The sequence below is a fragment of the Glycomyces sp. NPDC046736 genome (assembly GCF_040645615.1).
Classification (GTDB): domain Bacteria; phylum Actinomycetota; class Actinomycetes; order Mycobacteriales; family Micromonosporaceae; genus Glycomyces.
On sequence record NZ_JBEYYO010000007.1, the window covers coordinates 30,915 to 54,579 of the forward strand.

Below are 23,665 nucleotides of genomic sequence, written 5' to 3' on the forward strand. Positions count from 1 at the left end.
TGGTTTAAGGAGGTGGGCCGCCATCTGATTGGTAGTCGTTTGGGCGGCCCACCGGCCATATTCAGTTGAGCTGAGATACACGCATTGCGCGTCCGAAAACCCTGACACGCAGGCGACTTCACCGTCAAGGCGACACGCCCAAGGCGTCTACACCCGTTCGGGCGAATGTGCGAGAACCCCGTGGTCACACGGAGTTGCGACGAGCCGTTAAAATCAAACTGCTTTTGCATATGTTTCGCCGTAAACACCCCGGAGGTCCCCACCGTGGCCCAGCGTGTTCTTGATCCCGCCTACCTTGAGGCGTTCCGCGACGAGCTCGTGGCGCGACTCAACTTCGTGACCGAAAAGCTGACGTTGCTCTCCACCGGAAACGAGCTGGGCGTCGAACCGGGCTTCGGTCTCCTCGACTCGTCCCAGCAAGCCCGCCGCGACTACGGCCTCGCCCACGAAGAGCTCTGGAACAACCTCCAGAAGCTCCGCGAGGACCTCTACGGCGGCATCGTCACGATCAACGAGTCCCTCGGCGTCCACACCGACTCCGAAGAACTCAACATCACCGAGTTCACCGGCACTCAGGCCTCCCTAGAGTCCTAGGCCCTGCCCGATGAACCCCGCCTTCGCCCGAACCCTCGCCGCAGCAGGCGCCGCCGCCCTGCTGCTGAGCGGCTGCGCCGTCTTCGAGCGCGCCAGCGCCGAGCCTGAGGAAGAGGTCGACCCGGTCTACGCCGAGATGGCCGCCTGGGACGCGTGCGAGGTGCTGGACAACCTGGCTCCGATCACGGAATACATGGGGATCGAGGGCTACGGCTCCTCGACTTCGGGCGGCCGCGACTGGCCGAGCACGATGAAGATCGGCAACACCTGGGATCCGGGCGCGATCGGCTGCAACGACCTGATTTACCTCGGCTCCATCGAGGGACTCGGGATGTCCGGCGAGATCAAGGTCAAGATCGTTCCATCCGAGAACGAGAACCTGTCGAAGACTCAGTACTTCGAGCGGGTCGCCAGCGCTGAGATGAGCTCGGCCAAATGGGACGACGTCAAGACCGAGACGTTCAACGGGCCTTGGGACGAAGGCACGATGATTTCCTGGGTCGGTGCCGCTGAGAACCCTGAGGTCGAAGTTATTGCCCGAGAGGGGCAATGGCTCTTCCACATCCAGCTTTACCACAACTATGACCGGGGAGAGCGGATCGGAAGAGAGCCGTCGTTCCCGTTCACGATCGAAGAACGCAACCGATGGTTCGTCGACACGTACCTGCCTGAGGTCAACCAGACCATCAACGACAAGCTCGCGGAGGTCCAGTAGCCGTGAGAACCCTTGAGGACCTGATGAAACGCACACTCTTCAAAACCCTCGCCGCCGCGGGCGCGGCCGCACTCCTCCTTAGCGGCTGCGGTCTCGTCGGTGGTGACGACGACTCCGGCGACGACACCGGCAACGGCGATGGCGGTGGCAACGCCGTCTACGACGCCATGACGACCTGGGACGCCTGCGAGGTCTTGAACAACCTCCAGCCGATCACAGACTATATGGGTATCGAGGGTTACGGCTCCTTGAGCTCCGGCGGCAACCTCGTGCCGAGTACGGCAAAGATCGGCAACACCTGGGACCCGGATGCCATCGGCTGCAACGACCTCATTTACCTCGGCAAAAACGCCGGTGTCGGCGGAAACGGTGAGCTCAAAGTCAAGATCGTGCCCACCGAGAACGAGGAACAGGCGACTGCCGCGTACACGGATCGGGTCGCCACAGCTGAATCGGCAGCAGCCCAATGGGATGACGTTAAGAGCGAGGAGTTCGCGGACCCTTGGGACCAGGGCACCATTGTCTCTTGGACCGGGGACACCAGTAATCCCAATGTGGAGGTCATCGCCCAGGACGGGCAATGGCTCTTCCATATCCAGCTCTACCACACGCAGGACTACGGGCTGCGTGGAGGCGGCGACCCTGCGCTGGCGTTTACCACCGACGAACTGAACCAATGGTTCGTGGATACCTATCTCCCTGAAGTGAACCAGATCGTGAATGACCGGATTGTGGAGGTCCAGTAGTCATGGGTGACAACATCGAGTTCGAGACTGAGGCTCACGAGGACCTGACCGGTCAGGATGCGGTTGACCACCAGGGGGCCATGGCCGATGGCATGTACCTCAACGGTGATCCTTGCCCGAACGGGAGCTGTCAGAACCGGTACAACGCGGCTGAGGAGTACTGGGTCAAACTGGTCTCAGCGATCCCCGTCGCTGGGCAGCTGGGGAATCTCAAGTGCATTGCGACCGGTATCGCCGCGCCCACGCAGGAGGAAGTCCAGTCCCTGGTCGGCCAGATCCGACCGAGCGACCCCGACAAGTACGCGCTCCGGACGATCGCCGACGAGTGGGGGGAGTTCAACTACGACTTCGCGGATAACCCTGAGACTGCGGTGGCGTCGGTTCTGCGGTCGAAGTTGAAGGACCTGGCGAACGGCTGGGTGGGTGAAGACTTCGATGCGTTCACGGTGCAAATGGAGGCGGTGTTCGCTAACTGCGAGCAGATCGCCTCGGACATCGGCACCGACGCGACTGGTATCCGTGGTCTGCTCACCCAGAAGTCGGAAGAAATCTACGCTCTTCAAGGCGGAGGCTCCGGCGAGCTGCCCTACCCCGCGCCGCAGTACTGGGTGGAGAACAAGAAGAACCTGTTCTCCGACACCAAGATCCACATGCGTGCACCGTTCAGTTCGGGTGAGTGTGAGATCTCTTCGGGCTGCTCGTGGAACGGTGACCAAGGGCCGGATGAGGCCATGGAGTTCGGCGGGTTCGACTCGGAGTACACCGACACGTTGAACCAATACGTCACGGACCAGACTGAGTTCCATTACAACCAGCTCAAGGCCGAGAAGATCGGCGGGATCGACACGACCGGCATGGATGCGGCCGAGAAGACCGAGGCGACCACGCTGACCGCGTCGGAGGAGTCCGCGTTGCGGCAGGAGGCCGCACGTCTCGCCGAGCAGGACGCCAACGAGCGTGCCGAGCAGGACTACGACTCCGGGTCGCAGGACTACGAGGCTCGGGCGACCGAGCAGAACGAGACCGTCACGGCCCGTTGGCAGGACGCTGAGTTGTCGACGACTCAATTCGTCCCGACGGTCACCCCGTCCGGTGACACGTCGTTCCGCGACTCCGCCGGTGACCTTTCCAGCCCCGGCTACTCACCGCCCGGCGCCGGGGACTACAGCGCGCCGCAGGGCTCCGGCTCTGGCGGCCTCACGCCTCCGCCCCAGAAGACCGACTTCGGTGGCGGCGGCAACCTCCTCACCGGCGGCCCCGGTGGCTCGACCGGGACCACTCCTCCTGGAGGAACCGGCGACAACCCGTGGGACTCTTCGGGTGGGGACGATGACGACACGTCCGGTGGTCTGGCCTCGGGCGGCCTCGGCGGCGGTCCCGCTGGCGGCACGCTGACCGCTCCCGGCATGGGCGGCGGCGGTGGCGGCATGGGCGGCGGTGGCATGGGCCCCGGCTCGGGTCTGTTCGGCCCCGCGGTCGGCGGTTCGAGCGCGGGCGGCGGCATGGGCGCCGGTGGCCGCGGTGCCGGCGGCGGCATGGGCAAGGGCCAAGGGCTCTTCGGCAAGGCCGCAGGCGGCGCAGGCGCGGGCGGCCGAGCCGGCGGCGCGGGCGGCATGATGGGCGGCGGCCGAGGCGCAGGCGGCGCCCCGGGCGAAGGCGAAGAGGGCCGCGAAACCTGGCTCACAGAAGACGAGGACTTCTGGGGCCTGGCCCGCTTCAACGACGACAACGACCCCCTGGTCTAACCCACAACCCAAGACAAAGCAACGGCCGGACCCAATCCAAAAGGGACCCCGGCCGTTGCCATGAACCCCCCAATCCCATGCCCGCCCAGCTCCGTCGCAAACTCACGCTGGGCGGGCATGACCACGCCCAACCCACCCCAAACCCCTCTCCTCCTGCCATGCAAGACATGTACCCAAAAACGAGCTTCCATCAAGTAGTGTGACGGTTACCGAACCACAACCAGTTCAACCCTCTCCTGTGGTTCGAGCCGATCCTCTACGAACGAAACGGAACCCGCTCGTGACACCTCCAGACCCCAACGGCACCAAGCCCGAAACGCCGTCGATCTTCTCTGACCCTCAGGCCTACATGCAGTCCTTCGAAGACCGCATGAAGAAGCTCACCGAGCGAGCTCAGAAGGCGCAGACCACGATGGGCGAGATGAGCGCGCAAGCGCAGTCGGAGGAAGGCGAGGTCCTGGTGACCGTCGCGAACGGCGGCGTCATGACGAGACTCGAACTCACTCCAGGCGCCCGGCATCTCAGTCCGCAGAGCCTGGCCGCGCTGATCATGGACACCTACGGTCGGGCGGCGGCCGAGGCCTCTGAACGTTCCGTTGCGGCCGTTGCAGAGCTGCTCGGCGACGATCCCGTGGCAGTCGCCGCGCTGAAGCGTTCAGTCCAGCGCGGCATGGAGGGCGCCTGACATGGGTGGCGGAATCGACGTCGATCCGGAAAGCCTTCGGTCGCATGCGAACTCGATCGAATCGAATGTTGCCGGGCCGGTTCAAGAGGCCAGTGAGGCGGCGAATCTGGTAGGAGGAGGCGACGTTCTCAGCTACGGGCTCGTGAACATCAATGCGGCAGTCGCCGGTCAAATGCTCGGCCAGTACGCCAAGCAGATCATCGAGACCGCCGCGGGCATGGCCCAGCTCGTCTCGGCGACGGTCGATGACATCGCGACCACCTATGAGGAATGCGATGAATCTGTGGCCTCGGACTTCGACTCCCTCGGATCAGAGGTGGAGGACTGATGAACGACCTCGTAGTGACTGCGGAGCCGGGCGGCCCGTCGGGCTGGGGTGACTTTGACGGCGCCCGGCTGCTTCAGAGCGGCCAGGACTTGAAGAACAGCGATGGCGCGCTCGAAACTACAATCAATGGGGTTGTAGCGACCCTTGACCTGCTAGCTGTCGTTGCCAACCCGCTCAAGGAGTTCATGATGGCGGGGGTCGGGTACGTCATCGAGCACGTGTCGTTCCTCCGTGAGCCGCTGGAATGGGTCGCCGGTGATCCCAACGAGATCATGGCGTTGCAGCAGACCTGGTCGAACATAAGCACCAGCCTGTCCGAAGCCGCAAGTGCCATGGCCGACCAGCTCTCTGAAGTGGACGATTGGCGTGGCGATGACGCAGAGGGCTACCGTGGCCTCGCAAAAGAGTTCTCTGACGTCCTGAACTCGGCAGGGACCGTTGCCTCCTGCATGTCGGGCTACGCGATGCTGATGGGGCTCTGGACCGCCACCACTCGCGCGCTCATCCTGGAACTCATCTGCGACTTCGTGTCGCGCGGCATCCTTTACCTTCTAGCGGCGGCCTTCAGCTCGGTCGTGACCTTCGGCGGCTCCATCGCCGCGGCCATCACGGGGTTGGTGCTGGACGCGCTCGCCAGCTTCGGAAAGATCATGAAGCGAATCGGCACACTGCTTGAAAAGGTGGCCGACCTCATGAAACGGTTCGATGCTGCCGGTGACCTTCTCTCCAAGATGGGCAAATGGTTCGACGGTAAGGGATCCGGCCTGATCAACAGCTCGAACCTGAAGCTGGAGAGCTTGAGGCTCAACGCCCTCAACAGCTTCGACCCAGGGGAGCTTCCCTCGTGGCTGAAGACCTCATACATGGACAATAAGTCCACGATCTTCAACGACAGCTTCATGGCCAACTACAAGGATTTCTGGGGTAGCAACGCGAACTGGTTCTCGAAGAACTTGCATACGCTGGGCGAAGGGAGCGAGTCGATCGCCAACGTCGTCAAGGGTCTGGACAACTTCGCAAATAATGACGACGCATGGGGACATTGGGTCCGAGCATTGAGTCGGGAAGAAGAGGGGACCGGGTTGCGCGGGCTGCTCAGTGGCATTCTGACCGACGACAAGTACAACGAATGAAGTCAACTGTCTCTGTTGTTGCGCTCGGGCTTCCTCCCGAGGAGAATCCATGACTGGCGGTCTGATCGCAATTACATGCGCCGCAACATACATCTACTACATTCTCATTGGTGTCCGTGATAAGTCCATCAGAGATAAGGTGACGACTCGGCTTTTCGTGTCTTTCGTTCTGGAATCCAAGCCAGAGCTTAAAACCGAGCGTTATGCAGAGGCATTCATTCATAAACTTAATGTTTCTGAATGGAAAGCACTGCGAAGTGAAATCAAGGAATGGCCGGAGTGGAAGAAGGAAGTGCAGCGGTGTGAGCATGCTGAGCTTTACCCTCACAGGAAACGACTGTCGGTTATTATTCTCACGCTTTCCGTGGTGGTGGCGGTTGTCGTCCTTGTGGTTTTCCCAGATATCCGCCGAGAGGACTTCTCACCTGTCTACTGGCCGCTGTTGATGTTCACGTTCATCCCGCCTTTCATTGCGGGGATGGCCATGGACGTCGCCGATCGCATCTGGCGGCGGTCAAGTCGGGCTAAATCCTCGGTCGGCCACGGTTAACAGAATCTCGGAGAGCTCGAAGTGCGTGAAATTGGCTGTTCATGGCTGTGACATCGTTTCTCATCTTGAAAATGCAGGAAGACGACCGGATCGTCGTCTACGGATACGGGAACAGCAAGGACGATATTGAAGGAACTGTCGAGTTCGATGCCGAGACTGGTGAGGTCGTTCGGAAGTCGGCTGAGAATAGGCGCGCTGACATAGTTGCAGGTTTCATGCCGTTCAGGCGGAAGAGGACTGGCACATGGCCGGGCCATCACACATATGCGGCATGACAGCCTCGAGGAACGTCAACTGGCGGAGATGATCTCGGCGCTAGATATCGGATCGGGTGGGATGCGATGATTGTTGCCGAACCTATTGAATTTTGGGAGTTTTGATGAGTTATGTGCCGCAGTATTCTTCTGCTCCAACGAAACCGGAGCGGAAGCCGGTTGTTGTGGGGGTGGTTCAGGTTGCTGTGTTCTTGGTGGTGGTTGCTACTCCTGCGTTGTACTTCTTGTTGATGCAGCGGATTGTTGGGATCGTTGCCGATCGGGAGCTTTGGAATCTCGATGAGCCTGGGGATACGCCGAGCAGCCTTGCCAGCGGGGAGTTCTTGTATGCGTTGGTGACTGTGGTCGGGCTTCCGATCGTGCTTGCGGTCCTCGCGGTGCTTTCGGCTGTCGGGCTTCAGAAGCGGCGTCGTTGGGGGCGCATCCTGACCGCTGTGTGGGTCGGGATCATGCTGCTTCCGCTCGCCGTTTGGGCGGTCGCTGCTGCGGTGCTGTGGAAGACCGTTCCCGTTCCCACCGGCACCAGGGACTACTTCCTCGGCCCGATCGACCCGATCATGCTCAACGCGATCGCCGGTCCGGTCGCCTTCCTGTCGGCCCTGACGGTCTTCATCCTGATCTTCACCGCCCCCACCCGCCGCTGGACCCCCAAACCCGACTCCACCCCACTCCCCGCAGCGTTCAACACCTTCCAAGGCTTCCCCCCGCAACAAGCCCCCTGGCCCAACGACTCGACCAGTCCCCGCAGATGACTCGGACCGGGATGAGAAATGCCATGACTTGACGGTCTGCGGCGATGGGTGAGAATGCGAGGGGGTTCCGGATGTCGGGACTTGGTGGCCCAGTATTTGGGCTGGGGTGGGGTGGCCGGTAGAGTGAGGGGCATGTTTGACGCCCCTGAGTCCGTGGTGCGGTCTGGTGATGCGACCGCTACGCCTTCGGCGGCTTCGGCGCGGGATGTCGCTTTTGCGGCGGATCTGGCCAGTGGGGCCGGGGAGCTGCTGCTCAAGCTTCGCGAGTCCATGGGGTTCGGCGATTCCCGTTCGCTCAAGGACGCCGGGGACCGCCAGGCCGACGACTACCTGCTCGGGCTCGTCGCCGCCGAGCGGCCCGGGGACGCCGTGCTCTCCGAAGAGGGCAAAGGCGAGACCGGACGCGTCGGCACCGAGCGCCTCGGGGCCGACCGGGTCTGGATCATCGACCCCCTCGACGGCACCCGCGAGTTCTCCGAGGAGGGCCGCGACGACTGGGCCGTGCACGTCGCCCTGTGGCAAAGGGGTCTCGGGCTCACCGCCGCCGCCGTCGCCCTCCCCGCCCAAGGCCGCACGCTGCGCACCGACGAGGCCTACGCGATCCCCGAGGCCCGCGACGTGCCCCGCATCGTCGTCTCCCGCACCCGTCCGCCCGCCGAAGCCGTCGCCTCGGCCGAGGCGATCGGCGCCGAACTCGTCCCCATGGGCTCGGCCGGAGCCAAGGCCATGGCCGTGGTGACCGGTGCCGTCGACGCCTACGTCCACTCCGGCGGCCAGTTCGAGTGGGACTCGGCCGCGCCCGTGGCCGTGGCGCTCGCCTCAGGCTGGCACGCCTCCCGGATCGACGGCAGCGCGCTGCGGTACAACACCCCGGACCCGTACCTGCCGGACCTGCTGGTCTGTCGCCCCGATCTGGCCGAGCCGCTGCTCGCGGCCATTGCCGGATCGCGCTGATCTTGAACGACCGAACGAACCGCACCCCGTCAGGGGTCCCGTTGAGAGGAGCACTGCGCCGGTGAGCGACTACCGCATCAGCCACATCGCCGCGCTGGAGGCCGAGGCGATCTTCATCTTCCGTGAAGTCGCGGCCACCTGTCAGCGCCCCGTGCTGCTCTTCTCCGGGGGCAAGGACTCCATCGTGATGCTGCACCTGGCGCAGAAGGCCTTCGCGCCCGCGCCGGTGCCGTTCCCGGTGATGCACGTCGACACCGGCCAGAACTTCGCCGAGGTCATCGACTACCGCGACCGTCGCGTGGCCGAGACCGGGGTGCAACTGCTGGTGGCCTCGGTCCAGGACGCGATCGACCGCGGCATGGTCACCGAGCCCCCGGACGGCACCCGCAACCGCATCCAGACCCCCGTGCTGCTCGAAGCCGCCGAGAAGTACCAGTTCGACGCCCTGTTCGGCGGGGCCCGCCGCGACGAGGAGAAGGCCCGCGCCAAGGAGCGCGTGTTCTCCTTCCGCGACGACTTCGGCCAGTGGGACCCCAAGAACCAGCGCCCCGAACTGTGGAACCTGTACAACGGCCGGGTCCACCCCGGCGAGCAGATCCGGGTCTTCCCGCTCTCGAACTGGACCGAGCTCGACGTGTGGCGCTACATCGGCTCCGAGTCGATCCCGCTGCCCGAGGTCTACTTCGCCGCCGAACGCGAAGTGGTCGACCGCGGCGGGATGCTGTACGCGGTCAACGAGTTCATCACCCCGCGCGAAGGCGAACGGGTCTTCAAGGAGACGGTCCGCTACCGCACGGTGGGCGACGCGAACCTCACCGCGGGCGTGAAGTCCCAGGCCCGCACGATCGAGGAGATCATCGAGGAGGTCGCGGCCACGCGCGTCACCGAGCGCGGCGCGACCCGCGGCGACGACAAGACCTCCGAGGCCGCGATGGAAGACCGCAAGAGGGAAGGCTACTTCTAATGACGGACACGCTGGCCTCCCGCGAGGACACGCACGAACTGCTTCGCTTCGCCACCGCCGGTTCGGTGGACGACGGCAAGTCCACGCTGATCGGTCGCCTCCTGTTCGACTCGAAGGCGCTCTTCGACGACCAGTGGGACGCCGTGGAAGCCGTCTCCGCGAACCGCGGCGACGAGTACACCGACCTCGCCCTGCTCACTGACGGCCTGCGCTCCGAACGCGAGCAGGGCATCACGATCGACGTGGCGTACCGCTACTTCTCCACGCCCGAGCGCAAGTTCATCATCGCCGACACGCCCGGGCACATCCAGTACACGCGCAACATGGTCACCGGCGCCTCGACCGCCGACCTCGCGCTCATCCTGGTGGACGCCCGCAAGGGCCTGGTGGAGCAGTCGCGCCGCCACGCGTTCCTGTGCTCGCTGCTGCGCGTGCCCCACATGGTCCTGTGCGTCAACAAGATGGACCTCGTGGACTACGACGAGGCCGTGTTCAAGAAGATCGAGAACGAGTTCAAGGCCTTCGCGACCAAGCTCGAGGTCCCCGATCTCACGGTCATCCCGATCTCGGCCCTCAAGGGCGACAACGTGGTCAACCGCTCCGAGCACATGCCGTGGTTCCAGGGCCCGAGCCTCCTGCACCACCTGGAGAAGGTCCACATCGCCTCGGACCGCAACCTCGTGGACGTGCGATTCCCGGTCCAGCACGTGATCCGGCCGCATTCGAGCGACAACCACGACTACCGCGGCTACGCGGGCCAGATCGCCTCGGGCGTGATGAAGCCCGGCGACGAGGTCATGGTGCTGCCCAGCGGGTTCACCTCGCGCATCGCCTCGATCGAGACCGCCGACGGCCCGCTCGAGGAGGCCTTCCCGCCCTTGAGCGTCACGGTGCGCCTGGAGGACGAGCTCGACGTCTCGCGCGGTGACATGCTGTGCCGCCCGGGCAATCAGGCCCGGGTGTCGCAGGACATCGAGGCGATGGTCTGCTGGATGGACGAGGCGCGGCCGCTGCGCCTGAGGGGCAAGTACGCCGTCAAGCACACCACCGCCGACGTGCGCGCGATCGTCAAGGACGTCCAGTACCAGCTCGACGTGAACACGCTCCACCGCGACGAGTCCGCGACCGAGTTGCGGCTCAACGAGATCGGTCGTGTCACCCTCCGCACCACCAAGCCCCTCCTGTGCGACGACTACCGGCGCAACCGGGCCACCGGCGGGTTCATCATCATCGACGAGTCCGACAACCGCACCGTGGGCGCGGGCATCATCGTCTAATCGCGACTGTGCAGGGCCCCGATCGCTGATCGGGGCCTTCACTGTTCCTGCTGCGCCTCATAGGCTTTGCGGACCCGCACCGGGGCCTTGATGAACCACGCGTCCTCCACGAGCTCGACCAGGCGCTGCTGGTCGACCTTCTCGAGGTCGACGAGGATCATCGCGTACCCGTCGTAGTGCGGGGTGGTGTAGTAAGCGGGGTCCTTCGCGGCCAGGAGTGCCGCCTTCTCGCCCAGGTCGCACACGATCGCCAGGCCGCCCTCGGCCTCGGTGCGCAGCCGGGCGAAGAACTTGCCCTTGACCTTGAGCGACGGCGTCTGCCAGCTCGTGGTCTCCTCGACCTCGGGGTAGCGCTTCGCGATCGCCACCACGTCTTCCCACGTCGACATGTCCCACTCCTCTCGTCGGCAACCATCGTGCCGCACGGGTGTGACATCCGGTGTGTTTCGAGGTCAGGGGTTGATCCAGTTGCCGATCGAGATGAGGCTGGCTGCCGAGGCGCCGAGCACGGCCGTGGCGACCACCGCGGCCCCCAGGAGCCGCAGCGGCATCTGGGTCCAGTCCGGGCCCATCTGGCGGCGCGTGGCGGGCATCGAACCGGTACCGGGTTCAGGGGATTCGACCGCGTCGGGGATCGCCTCGACCGGGTCGGGCCTGCGGAACGCGGCCGTGGAGAGCAGCTGCGTGTCGCCGTTGATGCCGTCGGCGCGCACATGTTCGACCTGGACGCTGACCGGTCCGACCGCGCCGCGCAGGCCGTCGCCCACGCGGGCGAACTGGGCGGTGTCGTCCGAGCGCGGCGGCGCCGTGTCGGGGCGGCCCACGCGCGGGACCGACCAGCCGAGCGAGCGCGGCTCCGAATAGCGCTGCGGCGCTTCGGGTTCGGACTCCCAGCTGTAGCGGTGCCGAGTCGGCTGCTCGGGCGGCGGGGTCTCGCCGACCGTGTCGACCTGGACGGTGCGCAGCTCGTCGGTGCGGACGCCGTTGCCGACCCGGGGGAGTTCCCCGGTGGTCGGGTGCGACGGGTGGCCGTAGCCGGGACCCCAGTTGCTGCTGTCGCTCACGGCGCTCCTATTCCCCCGAGTCGGAGAGGATCCGGTCGAGGTGGCTCTGGAGGTTCTCGATCTCGCCCTGCTGGATCGAGATCGTGCGCTGGGCCGCGTCCACGACCCGCTCGTCGTCGCTGCGGTCGAGCACCAGTTTGGCCATGTCGACCCCGCCGATGTGGTGGGGGATCATCAGCTCCACGAAGCGGATGTCGGCCTCGGTGCCGGTGAGGGTCTTGAACTCGGCGAGCTCCTCATCGGTGGCCATGCCGGGCATCAGGCCCGTGGCCTCGGCGTCGTGCTCGTGCTCGCCGCCGGCCCACGACATCTGCTCGCCGGTGGACATGCGCACGCCCCACTCGCGCAGCCAGGACCGGTACATGCCGACCTCGGCCGACTGCGAGGTGGCGATGTCGTAGGCGATGGACACCAGCGCCGGGTCGGACCCGTTCTGCCACTCGTACATCGCCATGTCGATGGCCTGCTGGTGGTGGGTCTGCATGTCCCGCGCGAACCCGGCCTCGACCGAGTCGTCACCGGGGGTGGAGCCGCCCGCCACCCAGCCCACCGCGAAGCCCGCGACGAGCATCAGCAGCGCGGTGACGGCCACGAGTACCGCCGGGCGCCCCCAGATGCGACTCATTCGTCCTCCTCAATCGGGCGCTCCCCGAAGCGCCCGCGCCCACAACGGATTAACGAGACAGGGCCCGAAAAGTTCGCGTTCTAGCTCATCGCCTGGTCTTCGATCGTGGTGGTCACGCCGTTGGTGCAGGTCGCGTTGGCCTCGGCCGCGTTGTCGGCGTTCTGGATGTAGAAGTCCAGGAACTCGTCGATCTTCGGGTCGTCCAATTCGTTCGTCTGGTACTGCACGCCCCAGGCCTGCATGGACACCGCCGCGCCCTGCTCGGGGTAGGGGCTCATGAGGGAGTAGTCGCGGCCCTGGATCTTCTCCGAGAGCTGCGCGATGCCGTCGCCGTCGACCAGCGCCGGGTCGTAGGTCAACCAGACCGCGCCGTGCTCCAGGGAGTGGACGGCGTTGCCGTCCACGATCGGGGCGGCGTAGACCGAGCCGGTGCACGTCTGCCAGCGGCTGAGGTGGTTGCCGCCCGCCGGAGGGGTCAGCTCGTAGGTCGGGTTGGTCCCGTCCCAGTCCTGGCCGTCGACGTGGGTCTGCTGGAGCACCCACGGGTACTCCAGGTCCTCGACGGTGATGTCGCCGTCGGCCACGGCCTTGGAGGCCTCGGAGTAGTTGGCGTAGTCGCCGTAGAAGTCGGTCATGCCCTCCGGGGGCTGGCTGCGGTCCCACACGACGAACACGGCGGCGGCGATCAGGCCGAGCGCGACGACGCCGACGGCGGAGAACGTGAGGATCAGACCCCACGGCTTGGGCTGCTTGACCTGGACGGCGCGGCCCTTGCGGGCGCCCGAGTCGCCGCCCTTCTTCGAGGAAGTGCTGTCGAAGGCGCTCTTGCCCGAGCCCTTGCCAGTGCTGCCCTTGCCGGCGCTCTTGGTGACGGTTTGCTTCTTGGTAGCCATTTCGCGGGGCATGCCTTATTCGTCGACGACAGTGAGCCGGAGCGGCACCGGGGAGGCCCGGCGTGAGTGCCACTCGTGTAGGTCACCTTACCCGGTCGCACTTGGGCAGATCCTTAGAGCCGCGCGCCGACCGGGGGCCGGGCGGCCCTACTCGAATGTGGCGGTGATCCCGCCCGCGCAGGTCGCGTTCGGCTCGGGGTTGAACCGCTCGTTGAGCACGTACTCGTCCAGGTACGCCTCGATCACCGGGTCGGCCGCGTCCTCGGTCTGGTACCGGTGGCCCCAGGACTGGAGCGACACGGCCACGCCTTGGCCCGGGTAGGGGCTCATCAGCGAATAATCCCGCTTGTCGATCAGCAGCGCCAGCGCGTCGATCGAGGCCTGGTCGAGCAGCTCGGGGTCGTAGGTCAGCCACACCGCGCCGTGCTCCATCGAGTGGACGGCGTACCCGTCGACCAGCGGCCCGTCGTAGACCGAACCGGTGCACGTCTGCCACTGGCTGAGGTGGTTCCCGCCCGCCGGAGGGTGCAGCTCGTAGGGCAGGGCCTCGCCGTCCCAGCCGACGAGGCCGTCGACGTGCTCCTGCTGGGTGATCCACGGGTGCTCCAGGTCCGTGACGGCGATCTCGCCTTCGGCGAGCGCGGTCTTGAGCGCGACGATGCCGTCGTACTCGCCGTAGAAGCTCTCGACGCCCTCCAGCGACACCTCCGCGTTCTGCGACGGCGCCCCGTCGTCCTCCCCCGCGTCCCCCTCGACGAGGGCGCAGCCCCCGGCGCTCGCGAGGGCGAGGGCCGCCGCGGCGGCGGTCCAGCAGTGGCGAATCCGACTCATGTCCGGGCCTTCCGTTCGATGGTTGACTGACAACCTACCCGCGCAGGCCACAAGCGGGTTCATCACTCGCAGGCGGCGAAGCCGGGAGTCTACGATTACCGGGTGACTCCTGAGACGCTCGCAGAGAAAGTGCTGTCCGCTACGCGCGCTGCCTTCGAGGCCCTCGGCCTCGACACCGCCGTACTGCCCGCCGCGACGGCGGTGGAGCGACCCAGGGACCCCAAGCACGGCGACTACGCCTCCAACATCGCGCTCCAGACCGCCAAGAAGGCCGGGACCAACCCGCGCGCGCTGGCCGAACAGATCGCCGCGCACCTCACCGCGACCGACGGCGTCGCGAAGGTCGACATCGCCGGGCCCGGCTTCCTCAACATCACCCTGGACGCGGCCGCCGCCGGCGAGATCGCCGCGAAGATCGTGGCCGCGGGAGCCTCCTACGGGACCAACACCTCGATGGAAGGCGTCTACGCCAACCTCGAGTTCGTCTCCGCCAACCCGACCGGACCCATCCACGCCGGCGGCACCCGCTGGGCCGCGATGGGCGACGCGCTCGCCCGCGTCATGCGCGCCTCCGGAGCCAAGCTCACCGCCGAGTACTACGTCAACGACGCCGGCGCCCAGATCGACCATTTCGCCGCCTCGCTGCTGGCCCGCGCGAAGAACGAGCCCACCCCCGAGAACGGCTACGTCGGCGCCTACATCGACGAGATCGCCGCCGAGGTCCTCAAAGCGCGCCCCGACGCGCTCGACGCCGCCGAACCGCTCGAAGTGTTCCGCACCGTCGGCCTCGACCTCATGCTCGCCGACATCAAGAGCACCCTCGCCGACTTCGGCACCCACTTCGACGTGTTCTTCTCCGAGAAGAGCCTCCACGACCGCGGCGAGCTCGACGCGGCCGTCCAGCGACTCACCGAGCTGGGCCACGTCTACGAGGCCGACGGCGCGACCTGGCTGCGCACCACCACCTTCGGCGACGACAAGGACCGCGTCCTCAAGAGCTCCAAGGGCGCCTGGACCTACTTCGCCGCCGACTGCGCCTACTACCTCGACAAGCGCGAACGCGGCTTCGAGAAGCTGGTGTTCATGCTCGGCGCCGACCACCACGGCTACGTGGGCCGCATGCAGGCCATCAGCCGCGCCTTCGGCGACGAGCCGGGCACGATGGAGATCCTCATCGGCCAGTTCGTGAACCTGCTCTCCAACGGAGAGCCGATCCGGCTCTCCAAGCGCGCCGGGAACATCATCACCCTCAACGACGTGGTCGAGGCCGTGGGCGTCGACGCCGCCCGCTACGCGCTCACCCGCTACTCCGCCGACTCCACGATCGACCTCGACATCGAGACCTGGACCAAGCACACCAACGAGAACCCGGTCTACTACGTCCAATACGCGCACGCCCGGACCACCAGCATCCGCAACAACGCCGCCGACCGCGGCGTCGCCCTCGGCGACGCGCTCGACGGCTCGCTGCTCGACCAGCCCCAGGAGACCGCCCTGCTCAAGGTCCTCGCCGAGTTCCCGGCCGTGGTCGCCTCCGCCGCCGAACTCCGCGAGCCCCACCGGGTGGCCCGCTACGTCGAAGAACTCGCCGGGGCGTGGCACCGGTTCCAGAACTCCGACTCGCGCGTCATCCCCTACCCCGACGAATCCCCCGAGCCGGTCCACTCCGCGCGCCTGTGGCTGGTGGAGGCCACCCGCACCGTCCTCAAGAACGCCCTGACGCTCCTGGGCGTCTCCGCCCCGGAGCGGATGTAATGCGCACGCACGAAGCCGGTGCCCTGCACGGCGACTTCGCCTCCCTGCGCCCGTCCTGGCTCGGCGTCCCCGACGACGTCAACGCCATGCTCCCGCAGCTGTGGTCGGCCAACGTCGAACGCGCCGACACCGGCGCGGTCCACATCGGCGGCCTCTCGGTCGAGAAGCTCGCCGCCGAGTTCGGCACACCCGCCTACATCTTCGACGAGGACGACTTCCGCGCCCGCTGCCGCGCCTGGACCGAGGCCTTCGACGGCGCCGACGTCTTCTACGCCTCCAAGGCCTTCTGCTCCAAGGCCGTGCTCCGCGCCGCCGCAGAAGAAGGCCTGTTCGTGGACGTGTGCACCGCCGGGGAACTCGCCGTGGCCCTCGCCGCCGGGCTCGACCCGGCCCGCCTGGGCCTGCACGGCAACAACAAGTCCCTCGCCGAACTCCACCAGGCCGTCGAGATCGGCGTCGGCCGCATCGTGGCCGACTCGTTCCAGGAGATCGAGCGCCTCGAAGCGATCGCGGCCGAACTCGGCCGCCGCCCCGACGTGATGATCCGCGTCAACGTCGGCGTCGAAGCCCACACGCACGAGTTCATCGCCACCGCCCACGAGGACCAGAAGTTCGGCTTCGCGCTGGCCGACGGCGTGGCCTACGAGGCCGCGCGCCGCGTCATCAAGGCCGAGCACCTCAACCTCCTCGGGCTCCACTCGCACATCGGCTCGCAGATCTTCGACACCGCCGCGTTCGAGATCTCCGCGGCGCGCACCGCGCGCCTCCAGGCCCGCCTCCAAGCCGACTTCGGGGTCACGCTCGCCGAGCTCGACCTCGGCGGCGGCTTCGGGATGGCCTACACGACCCAGGACGACCCGCAGTCGCCCGCCGTCATCGCCGATTCGCTCAAGCGGATCGTGGCCGACGAGTGCGCTGCGGCCGGGATCGCGGTCCCGCGCCTGTCCATCGAGCCCGGCCGCAGCCTGGTCGGCCCCTCGATGTTCACCCTCTACGAGGTCGGCACCGTCAAGCCGGTGACGCTCTCGGCCGGGGCCTCGCGCCTGTACGTCTCGATCGACGGCGGCATCAGCGACAACATCCGCACCGCGCTCTACGACGCCACCTACTCGGCCACGCTCGCGTCGCGATCGTCCACTGCGACGCCCGCGATCGCCCGAGTAGTGGGAAAGCATTGCGAATCCGGCGACATTGTTGTTAAAGATGAGTTCCTCCCGGCGGACGTCGCGCCGGGGGACCTGATCGCGGTCCCTGGCACCGGTGCCTACTGCCGGTCGATGGGCTCGAACTACAACCACGTGCCCCGCCCGCCGGTCGTCGCCGTGCGGGACGGCGAAGCACGCGTGATCGTGGCCCGTGAAACCGTGGACGACCTACTACGCCTCGACGTCGGCTAGCCACGCGGCCTCCACCACCAGAAAGAGGAACCCAGCGATGAAACTCGCGCTACTCGGATGCGGCAACGTCGGCAGTGAAGTCGTGCGCCTCATGCGAATGCGCGGGGACGAGCTGGCCGCCCGAGTAGGCGAACCGGTGGAAATAGTCGGGATCGCCGTCCGCAGGATCGACCGCGACCGCTCGCACCTGCCGGTGGACAGGTCCCTGTTCACCACCGACGCGCTCGGCCTGGTCAAACGCGACGACGTCGACATCGTCGTCGAAGTCGCCGGAGGCATCGAACCGGCCCGCACCTGGATCACCACCGCGCTGGGCCAGGGCAAGTCCGTCGTGACCGCCAACAAGGCCCTCCTCGCCGAGGACATGCCCGCGCTCGCCGCCGCGGCCAAAGCCGGGGAGGCCGACCTCTACTACGAGGCCGCCGCGGCCGCCGCTATCCCGCTCATGCGGCCCCTGCGCGAATCGCTCCACGGCGACACCATCAACCGCGTGCTCGGCATCGTCAACGGCACCACCAACTACATCCTCAGCCAGATGACCCAGACCGGCGCGTCCTTCGAGGAGGCCCTGTCCGAGGCCACCGCCCTGGGCTACGCCGAGGCCGACCCCCGCGCCGACGTCGACAACTACGACGCCGCCGCCAAGGCCGCGCTCATCGCCTCGCTCGCGTTCCACACCCAGGTCGACCTCGAGGACGTCTACCGCGCGGGCATCCGCGCCGGGCAGGCCTCCACCGGCGAGTGGACCAAGGGCGTCAGCGCCGCCGACATCGCCTCGGCCGCCGCCGAAGGCCGCGTGGTCAAGCCCCTGTGCATCGCCACCCGCGAAGCCGACGGCGTGTCCGTGCGCGTCCACCCCGCGATGATCCCGGCCACCCACCCGCTCGCGAACGTCAACGGCGCGTACAACGCCGTGTTCGTCGAAGCCGAATCCGCCGGACGCCTCATGTTCTACGGAGCGGGAGCGGGCGGCACCGAGACCGCCTCTGCCGTCCTCGGCGATATCGTCGCCGTGGCGCGCAACAAACGCGGCGGGATCACCGCCTTCCCGCCCGAGGCCGCCTACTCGGACCTCCCGGTGAAACCCATCGGCGAGGCCCTCACCCGCTACCACGTCAGCCTCGACGTGGTCGACGAACCCGGCGTGCTCGCCCGGGTGGCGGCCACCTTCGCCCACCACGGCGTCAGCCTCGCCACCGTCCACCAGTCGGGCCGGAGCGACGACGCCCAGCTCGTGGTGGTCACCCACACTGCGGCCGACAAGCAGTTGTCGGACACCGTGCAGGAACTGTCGCAACTGACGTCGGTGCACCAGGTCACCTCCGTCATGCGCGTCGAAGGAGAATAGGACCGAGATGTCCTCCCAAAGCTCAGCCTCAACCGCTATGCGCCCCGGCTGGCGCGGCCTCATCGAGGAATTCCGCGACCGGCTGCCCGTCTCCGACGCCACCCCGGTGGTCACCCTCCAGGAGGGCGGCACGCCGCTCCTGCCGGTCCCGACGCTCTCGGCCCGCACCGGCTGCGACGTCTACCTCAAGATCGAGGGCCTCAACCCGACCGGCTCCTTCAAGGACCGCGGCATGACCCTCGCCGTCTCCAAAGCCGTCGAAGCCGGATCCAAGGCCGTCATCTGCGCCTCCACCGGCAACACCTCCGCCTCGGCCGCGGCCTACGCCGCCCGCGCGGGCATCACCTGCGCCGTGCTCATCCCCGCCGGGAAGATCGCCCTCGGCAAGCTCGCCCAGGCCCTCGTCCACGGCGCGAAGGTCCTCCAAGTCGACGGCAACTTCGACGACTGCCTCACCATCGCCGACAAGCTCGCGATCGACTACCCGGTCACGCTCGTCAACCACCTCAACTACAACCGCATCCTCGGCCAGAAGACCGCCGCCTACGAAGTGGTCCAAGTACTCGGCGACGCACCCGACATCCACTGCCTCCCGGTCGGCAACGCGGGCAACATCACCGCCTACTGGCTCGGCTACAACGAGGACCACGCCGCGGGCGCGACCACCAAACTCCCTCGCATGCTCGGCGTCCAGGCCGCCGGGGCCGCCCCGATCGTCAACGGCAAGGTCGTGGAGCACCCGCAGACCATCGCCACCGCGATCCGCATCGGCAACCCCGCCTCCTGGACCAAGGCCCTCGACGCCAAAGCGGAGTCGAACGGCGACATCATCGCCGCCACCGACCGCGAGATCCACGCCGCCTACATGCTGCTCGCCCGCAGCGAAGGCGTGTTCGTCGAACTCGCCTCGGCCGCCTCGGTCGCCGGCCTCATCAAGCAGGCCGACGCCGGATGGATCGAACCGGGCCAGACGATCGTCTGCACCGTCACCGGCAACGGCCTCAAGGACCCCGACTGGGCCGTCTCCACCGCGCCCCAACCGCACACGGTCCCCGTCGACGTCCTCAAGACCGCCACGGCGCTGGGCCTCTGACTTGGGCGCTTTCACTGTGCCAATTTACGGCTCCGCGAGCGTCGCCGAGAGCGGCCCACAAGCCACCGTTCGCGTCCCCGCCACCTCGGCCAACCTCGGCCCCGGCTTCGACTCGCTCGGCCTCGCCCTCGACCTCTACGACGAGGTCACCGCCGAAGCCACCAGCGGCACCGCCGTCACCGTGGAAGTCGAAGGCGAGGGCGAAGGCACCGTCCCGACCGACGAACGCCACCTCGTGGCCGCCACCATGATCCGCACCTTCGCGCACCTCGACCTCGCGCCCCCGGGCCTGAAACTCAAGTGCCGCAACCGGATCCCGCACGCCCGCGGTCTCGGCTCCTCATCGGCGGCCATCGTCGCCGGGATCATGCTCGCCGACGCGCTCGCCGGAGCCGGACTCACCCGCACCGAGAAGCTCGCGCTGGCCGACGCGATCGAGGGCCACCCCGACAACGTGGCCCCGTGCCTCCTCGGCGGCTTCACCATCGCGTACTCCACTGAGGACGGAGCGAAGGCCGTGCGCCTCGACCCGTCGCCGCGGATTCACCCCTGGGTGTACATCCCGCAGGTCAAAGGCCTGACCTCGGTGGCCCGCGCGGCACTGCCCGAGCGGGTGCCGCACGCCGACGCCGTGTTCAACCTCTCGCGTTCGGCCCTGCTGGTCGCCGCCGTCTCGCGCCAGCCCTCGCGATTGTTCGAGGCCACCGAGGACCGGCTCCACCAGTCCTACCGGGCCGAGGGAATGCCGGAGAGCACCCGCTTGTTGCACGATCTGCGTACCGCTGGAATCGCCGCGGCGATCTCAGGAGCTGGGCCTACGGTCCTGGCCCTCGCGGTCGACGACGCCGAGCTCCCCGAGGCCCCCGAAGGCTTCGAAGCCAGGCGTCTCGACTTCGGTTCAGGGGCCGAACAGGTCGCGACCTCCCGCCGTGAATGATCCTCGGGTCTGTGGTTGACAATGGCGGGAGTGCGCTACTATTCCTAAGAGACGACCACCCGGTGTCGTGACTGCTCGAAGCCTTGCTTATGCTTGTGGTCACAACAGCTGCGGCGCATCCAGCGCACGCCTGATCTCTTGTTTGGGTCATCACCCTCAACCACGGATTTGTGACTTTGCATAGCTCCTGCGTGACATGGCATGGTTTCGACCAAGGAACAGCCGCCGTCCGCTTGTGGCGCCGAGCCTTCGCTCGGATCGGATCGCAAAGACTGAGGATCGCAATCAGCGCAATTCGGGACCAGGGGTCCCATCGTGCGCGATCATTCATCGCGAGCTGTCCAGTCGCAGGCCCAGAGGCTGTTTCCTCGATCAGGACCGTCTGCTCAGCGGACAGCCCAGGGGTGTTGCACCCAGTGTCGACTGTCGTCTTCCATCCACCGCGGCCAATCGGCCCCGGTAGGCCGAGGCGATGGCCGTACGCAGACCAGAACATCGGCATTGCGGCTATTTGAAAGACGCGGAAGCTCCTCGAATCCATTTCGAAGTTCCGCCAGGGAAGGAATCCATTGAGCGACACCACCGGCACGACGTCGGACCGGATGAGCGATGCGGCGTCGGCTTCGGGAGAACTCCCGGAGGCCAAGAAGCGACGTCGGGCAGGAACCGGTCTGGCATCCATGCTGATGCCCGAGCTCCAGCAGATGGCCCAATCGCTCGGCATCACCGGCGTTGGCCGGATGCGCAAGAGCGAGTTGATCGCCGCCATCCAGGAACGGCAGGATGCGGGCTCGCAGCCCGGCGGTGCCAGCGCAGAACAGGAGGCCCCGCCAGTGCCTGAGTCCGACCACACACCGACCGTCGAGGGCCCGCAGACCACTGTCGAGCCCGCGGGCGGCGACGCCGAAGCGAACGCCGACAACGGTTCCGAGACCGACGCCAAGGGCGGCACCGCCGCCCGTCGGGCCACGCGCCCGGCCGGTCCGCCGCAGCCGCGCCGCCGCCAGAGCCAGCCGGCCCCCGAGGCCGAGCGCCCGGCCGAGCCCGAGGCCGAGGCCCCGTCCTCCGCGCCCGAGTCCGAAGAGGACCGCCCGCAGCGCCGCCGCCGCGCCCGCGACAACCGCGAGAACGGCCGCCGCGACGAGCAGCAGTCCGAACGCGGCGAGAACCGGGCCGAGCGCCGGAACGACGAACGCCGCGAGGAACCGCGCGCCGAGCGTCGAGGCAACGACGAGGACGGCTACGACGACCGCGGCCCCCGCGACGGGGAGGGCGAAGGCCGCCGCCGCAAGCGCCGCGACCGCTCCGACCGCCGCCGCTCCGGCCGCGGCCCGGAGGAGAACGAGCGTCCCGGCAACGCCCCGAACGACGAGCAGCTCGTGCCCGTCGCCGGCATCCTCGACATCCTCGACAACTACGCGTTCATCCGCACCACCGGCTACCTCGCCGGTCCGGACGACGTCTACGTCTCGATGTCGCAGGTCCGCAAGTACCGCCTGCGCCGCGGCGACGCCATCATCGGCGCCGTCAAGCCCGGCCGCGGCGAAGAGCCCGGGGGCCAGAACAACGGCAAGCAGCGCCGCGAGAAGTACAACCCGCTCGTGCGCCTCGACACCGTCAACGGCATGAACCCCGAGGACGCCAAGAAGCGCGACGAGTTCTACAAGCTCACGCCGCTGTACCCGCAGGAGCGCCTGCGCCTGGAGACCGAGCCGAACGCGCTCACCACCCGGGTCATCGACCTGGTGTCGCCGATCGGCAAGGGCCAGCGGGCCCTCATCGTCTCCCCGCCCAAGGCCGGCAAGACGATGGTGCTCCAGGCGATCGCCAACGCGATCACCACGAACAACCCCGAGTGCCACCTCATGGTGGTCCTCGCCGACGAGCGGCCCGAAGAGGTCACCGACATGCAGCGCTCGGTCAAGGGCGAGGTCATCGCCTCGACCTTCGACCGCCCGCCGTCGGACCACACCACCGTCGCCGAGCTCGCGATCGAGCGCGCCAAGCGCCTGGTCGAACTCGGCCACGACGTGGTCGTGCTGCTCGACTCGATCACCCGCCTGGGCCGCGCGTACAACAACTCGTCGCCCGCGTCGGGCCGGATCCTGTCCGGCGGCATCGACTCGACCGCGCTCTACCCGCCCAAGCGCTTCCTCGGCGCGGCGCGGAACATCGAGCACGGCGGCTCGCTGACCATCATCGGCACCGCGCTGGTCGAGACCGGCTCCATGGGCGACACGGTGATCTTCGAGGAGTTCAAGGGCACCGGCAACGCCGAGCTCAAGCTCGACCGCAAGATCGCCGAGAAGCGCACCTGGCCCGCGATCGACGTGCACCAGTCGAGCACCCGCAAGGACGAGCTCATGATGAGCCCCGAGGAGCAGGCGGTCATGCTCAAGCTCCGCCGGGTCCTGTCCTCGCTGGAGCCGCAGCAGGCCATCGATCTGTTGATCGACCGCCTGAAGAAGACGCAGACGAACGCCGAGTTCCTGATGTCCATCGTCAAGAGCACGCCCGGCGAATAGCTGTGAAGCGTGAGGCCGCTCTGGTTGAGAGCGGCCTCACGTCTTACCATTGGATGCTGGTGCGCAGGTCGCGCACCCTAACCGAGGCCTCTCAAGGCCGGACGCGGTACCGGTTCACGGCAGTGGCGCAAGCGACGCCGACCCGGCGACCGACATGAAAGGGAAGTCATGAAAGAGGGCATTCACCCTGAGTACGTCGTCACCGAGGTGACCTGCTCCTGCGGGAACAGCTTCACCACCCGGTCGACCGTTGCCAGCGGGAAGATCCAGGCTGCGACCTGCAACAAGTGCCACCCGTTCTACACCGGCAAGCAGCGCATCCTCGACACCGGCGGTCGCGTGGCCAAGTTCAAGGCCCGCTACGCCAAGACCCAGGAGAAGGCCGCTCAGGCCGGCAAGTAGCTGTGCTCCGCGGTGCCCGTGTCCTCTGCGACGCGGGCACCGCGTTTTTCGTCCCCGCTCACGAATCCGCTGCTTAA

Annotated in this window: 25 protein-coding genes; 20 read left to right on the forward strand and 5 right to left on the reverse strand. The window is 67.0% G+C overall.

What is annotated here, in order from left to right; all coding sequences use genetic code 11:
- Positions 1 to 264: 264 nt before the first annotated feature.
- The 13 genes from AB0B28_RS09165 to AB0B28_RS09225 all read left to right on the forward strand — a co-directional run bounded on the left by AB0B28_RS09165 (position 265) and on the right by AB0B28_RS09225 (position 10,718).
- Positions 265 to 594, forward strand: coding sequence for a hypothetical protein (locus AB0B28_RS09165; RefSeq protein ID WP_360118873.1), 330 nt, complete (start codon positions 265 to 267; stop codon positions 592 to 594).
- A 10-nt stretch (positions 595 to 604) separates the two neighbouring features.
- Positions 605 to 1,309 carry a hypothetical protein gene (locus AB0B28_RS09170; RefSeq protein WP_360118875.1) on the forward strand — a complete coding sequence of 235 codons (705 nt, stop codon included), beginning with the start codon at positions 605 to 607 and terminating at the stop codon, positions 1,307 to 1,309.
- 23 nt (positions 1,310 to 1,332) lie between these two features.
- Positions 1,333 to 2,055, forward strand: a complete 723-nt coding sequence (locus tag AB0B28_RS09175; RefSeq protein ID WP_360118877.1) for a hypothetical protein — start codon at positions 1,333 to 1,335, stop codon at positions 2,053 to 2,055.
- 2 nt (positions 2,056 to 2,057) lie between these two features.
- Positions 2,058 to 3,800: a hypothetical protein gene (locus tag AB0B28_RS09180; RefSeq protein WP_360118879.1), complete on the forward strand. Its 1,743-nt coding sequence runs from the start codon at positions 2,058 to 2,060 to the stop codon at positions 3,798 to 3,800.
- Positions 3,801 to 4,080: 280 nt separating this feature from the next.
- On the forward strand, positions 4,081 to 4,485 hold the full coding sequence (locus AB0B28_RS09185) for a YbaB/EbfC family nucleoid-associated protein (protein WP_360118881.1): 405 nt from the start codon (positions 4,081 to 4,083) through the stop codon (positions 4,483 to 4,485).
- Between the two features lies 1 nt (position 4,486).
- Positions 4,487 to 4,813 carry a type VII secretion target gene (locus AB0B28_RS09190; RefSeq protein ID WP_360118883.1) on the forward strand — a complete coding sequence of 109 codons (327 nt, stop codon included), beginning with the start codon at positions 4,487 to 4,489 and terminating at the stop codon, positions 4,811 to 4,813.
- Positions 4,813 to 5,946: a hypothetical protein gene (locus tag AB0B28_RS09195; protein ID WP_360118885.1), complete on the forward strand. Its 1,134-nt coding sequence runs from the start codon at positions 4,813 to 4,815 to the stop codon at positions 5,944 to 5,946. The genes AB0B28_RS09190 and AB0B28_RS09195 overlap by 1 nt, the downstream gene beginning before the upstream one ends.
- 49 nt (positions 5,947 to 5,995) lie before the next feature.
- Positions 5,996 to 6,496, forward strand: a complete 501-nt coding sequence (locus AB0B28_RS09200; protein WP_360118887.1) for a hypothetical protein — start codon at positions 5,996 to 5,998, stop codon at positions 6,494 to 6,496.
- 41 nt (positions 6,497 to 6,537) lie between these two features.
- Positions 6,538 to 6,771, forward strand: a complete 234-nt coding sequence (locus tag AB0B28_RS09205) for a hypothetical protein (RefSeq protein ID WP_360118889.1) — start codon at positions 6,538 to 6,540, stop codon at positions 6,769 to 6,771.
- Positions 6,772 to 6,875: 104 nt separating this feature from the next.
- Positions 6,876 to 7,523 (forward strand): hypothetical protein, encoded by a 648-nt coding sequence (locus tag AB0B28_RS09210; protein ID WP_360118891.1) that lies wholly within the window; start codon positions 6,876 to 6,878, stop codon positions 7,521 to 7,523.
- A 132-nt stretch (positions 7,524 to 7,655) separates the two neighbouring features.
- Entirely contained in the window at positions 7,656 to 8,477 is an 822-nt protein-coding gene (locus tag AB0B28_RS09215) for a 3'(2'),5'-bisphosphate nucleotidase CysQ (RefSeq protein WP_360118893.1), read from the forward strand.
- A 61-nt stretch (positions 8,478 to 8,538) separates the two neighbouring features.
- The gene (gene cysD / locus AB0B28_RS09220; RefSeq protein ID WP_360118895.1) at positions 8,539 to 9,441 is read left to right on the forward strand and encodes a sulfate adenylyltransferase subunit CysD; all 903 of its coding nucleotides are present in this window, start codon (positions 8,539 to 8,541) and stop codon (positions 9,439 to 9,441) included.
- Positions 9,441 to 10,718, forward strand: coding sequence for a GTP-binding protein (locus tag AB0B28_RS09225; protein ID WP_360118897.1), 1,278 nt, complete (start codon positions 9,441 to 9,443; stop codon positions 10,716 to 10,718). Before cysD ends, AB0B28_RS09225 begins: the two co-directional genes overlap by 1 nt.
- Positions 10,719 to 10,756: 38 nt before the next feature.
- Here the strand turns inward: AB0B28_RS09225 and AB0B28_RS09230 are convergent, their stop codons facing one another.
- The 5 genes from AB0B28_RS09230 to AB0B28_RS09250 form a co-directional block, all read right to left on the reverse strand.
- Positions 10,757 to 11,107 (reverse strand): MmcQ/YjbR family DNA-binding protein, encoded by a 351-nt coding sequence (locus AB0B28_RS09230; RefSeq protein ID WP_360118899.1) that lies wholly within the window; start codon positions 11,105 to 11,107, stop codon positions 10,757 to 10,759.
- 63 nt (positions 11,108 to 11,170) lie between these two features.
- A complete protein-coding gene (locus AB0B28_RS09235; RefSeq protein WP_360118901.1) occupies positions 11,171 to 11,782 on the reverse strand; it encodes a hypothetical protein in 612 nt (203 codons plus the stop codon).
- A 7-nt stretch (positions 11,783 to 11,789) separates the two neighbouring features.
- Complete coding sequence (locus tag AB0B28_RS09240; RefSeq protein ID WP_360118903.1) at positions 11,790 to 12,407, reverse strand: DUF305 domain-containing protein; 618 nt, start codon at positions 12,405 to 12,407, stop codon at positions 11,790 to 11,792.
- An 80-nt stretch (positions 12,408 to 12,487) separates the two neighbouring features.
- On the reverse strand, positions 12,488 to 13,300 hold the full coding sequence (locus tag AB0B28_RS09245) for a DUF3105 domain-containing protein (RefSeq protein ID WP_360118905.1): 813 nt from the start codon (positions 13,298 to 13,300) through the stop codon (positions 12,488 to 12,490).
- Between the two features lie 147 nt (positions 13,301 to 13,447).
- The gene (locus AB0B28_RS09250) at positions 13,448 to 14,131 is read right to left on the reverse strand and encodes a DUF3105 domain-containing protein (RefSeq protein WP_360118907.1); all 684 of its coding nucleotides are present in this window, start codon (positions 14,129 to 14,131) and stop codon (positions 13,448 to 13,450) included.
- A gap of 102 nt (positions 14,132 to 14,233) precedes the next feature.
- Between AB0B28_RS09250 and argS the strand changes: the two genes are divergently transcribed.
- From argS to rpmE, 7 genes are all read left to right on the forward strand, one after another.
- Positions 14,234 to 15,886 (forward strand): arginine--tRNA ligase, encoded by a 1,653-nt coding sequence (gene argS / locus AB0B28_RS09255; protein WP_360118909.1) that lies wholly within the window; start codon positions 14,234 to 14,236, stop codon positions 15,884 to 15,886.
- Positions 15,886 to 17,283: a diaminopimelate decarboxylase gene (lysA, locus tag AB0B28_RS09260; protein WP_360118911.1), complete on the forward strand. Its 1,398-nt coding sequence runs from the start codon at positions 15,886 to 15,888 to the stop codon at positions 17,281 to 17,283. The genes argS and lysA overlap by 1 nt, the downstream gene beginning before the upstream one ends.
- 37 nt (positions 17,284 to 17,320) lie before the next feature.
- Positions 17,321 to 18,631 carry a homoserine dehydrogenase gene (locus AB0B28_RS09265; RefSeq protein WP_360118913.1) on the forward strand — a complete coding sequence of 437 codons (1,311 nt, stop codon included), beginning with the start codon at positions 17,321 to 17,323 and terminating at the stop codon, positions 18,629 to 18,631.
- Between the two features lie 37 nt (positions 18,632 to 18,668).
- Positions 18,669 to 19,724, forward strand: coding sequence for a threonine synthase (gene thrC / locus AB0B28_RS09270; protein WP_360118915.1), 1,056 nt, complete (start codon positions 18,669 to 18,671; stop codon positions 19,722 to 19,724).
- A 16-nt stretch (positions 19,725 to 19,740) separates the two neighbouring features.
- On the forward strand, positions 19,741 to 20,661 hold the full coding sequence (gene thrB / locus AB0B28_RS09275) for a homoserine kinase (protein ID WP_360118917.1): 921 nt from the start codon (positions 19,741 to 19,743) through the stop codon (positions 20,659 to 20,661).
- Between the two features lie 569 nt (positions 20,662 to 21,230).
- Positions 21,231 to 23,186: a transcription termination factor Rho gene (gene rho, locus AB0B28_RS09280; protein WP_360118919.1), complete on the forward strand. Its 1,956-nt coding sequence runs from the start codon at positions 21,231 to 21,233 to the stop codon at positions 23,184 to 23,186.
- Between the two features lie 168 nt (positions 23,187 to 23,354).
- Positions 23,355 to 23,588 carry a 50S ribosomal protein L31 gene (rpmE, locus tag AB0B28_RS09285; RefSeq protein ID WP_360118922.1) on the forward strand — a complete coding sequence of 78 codons (234 nt, stop codon included), beginning with the start codon at positions 23,355 to 23,357 and terminating at the stop codon, positions 23,586 to 23,588.
- Positions 23,589 to 23,665 lie beyond the last annotated feature (77 nt).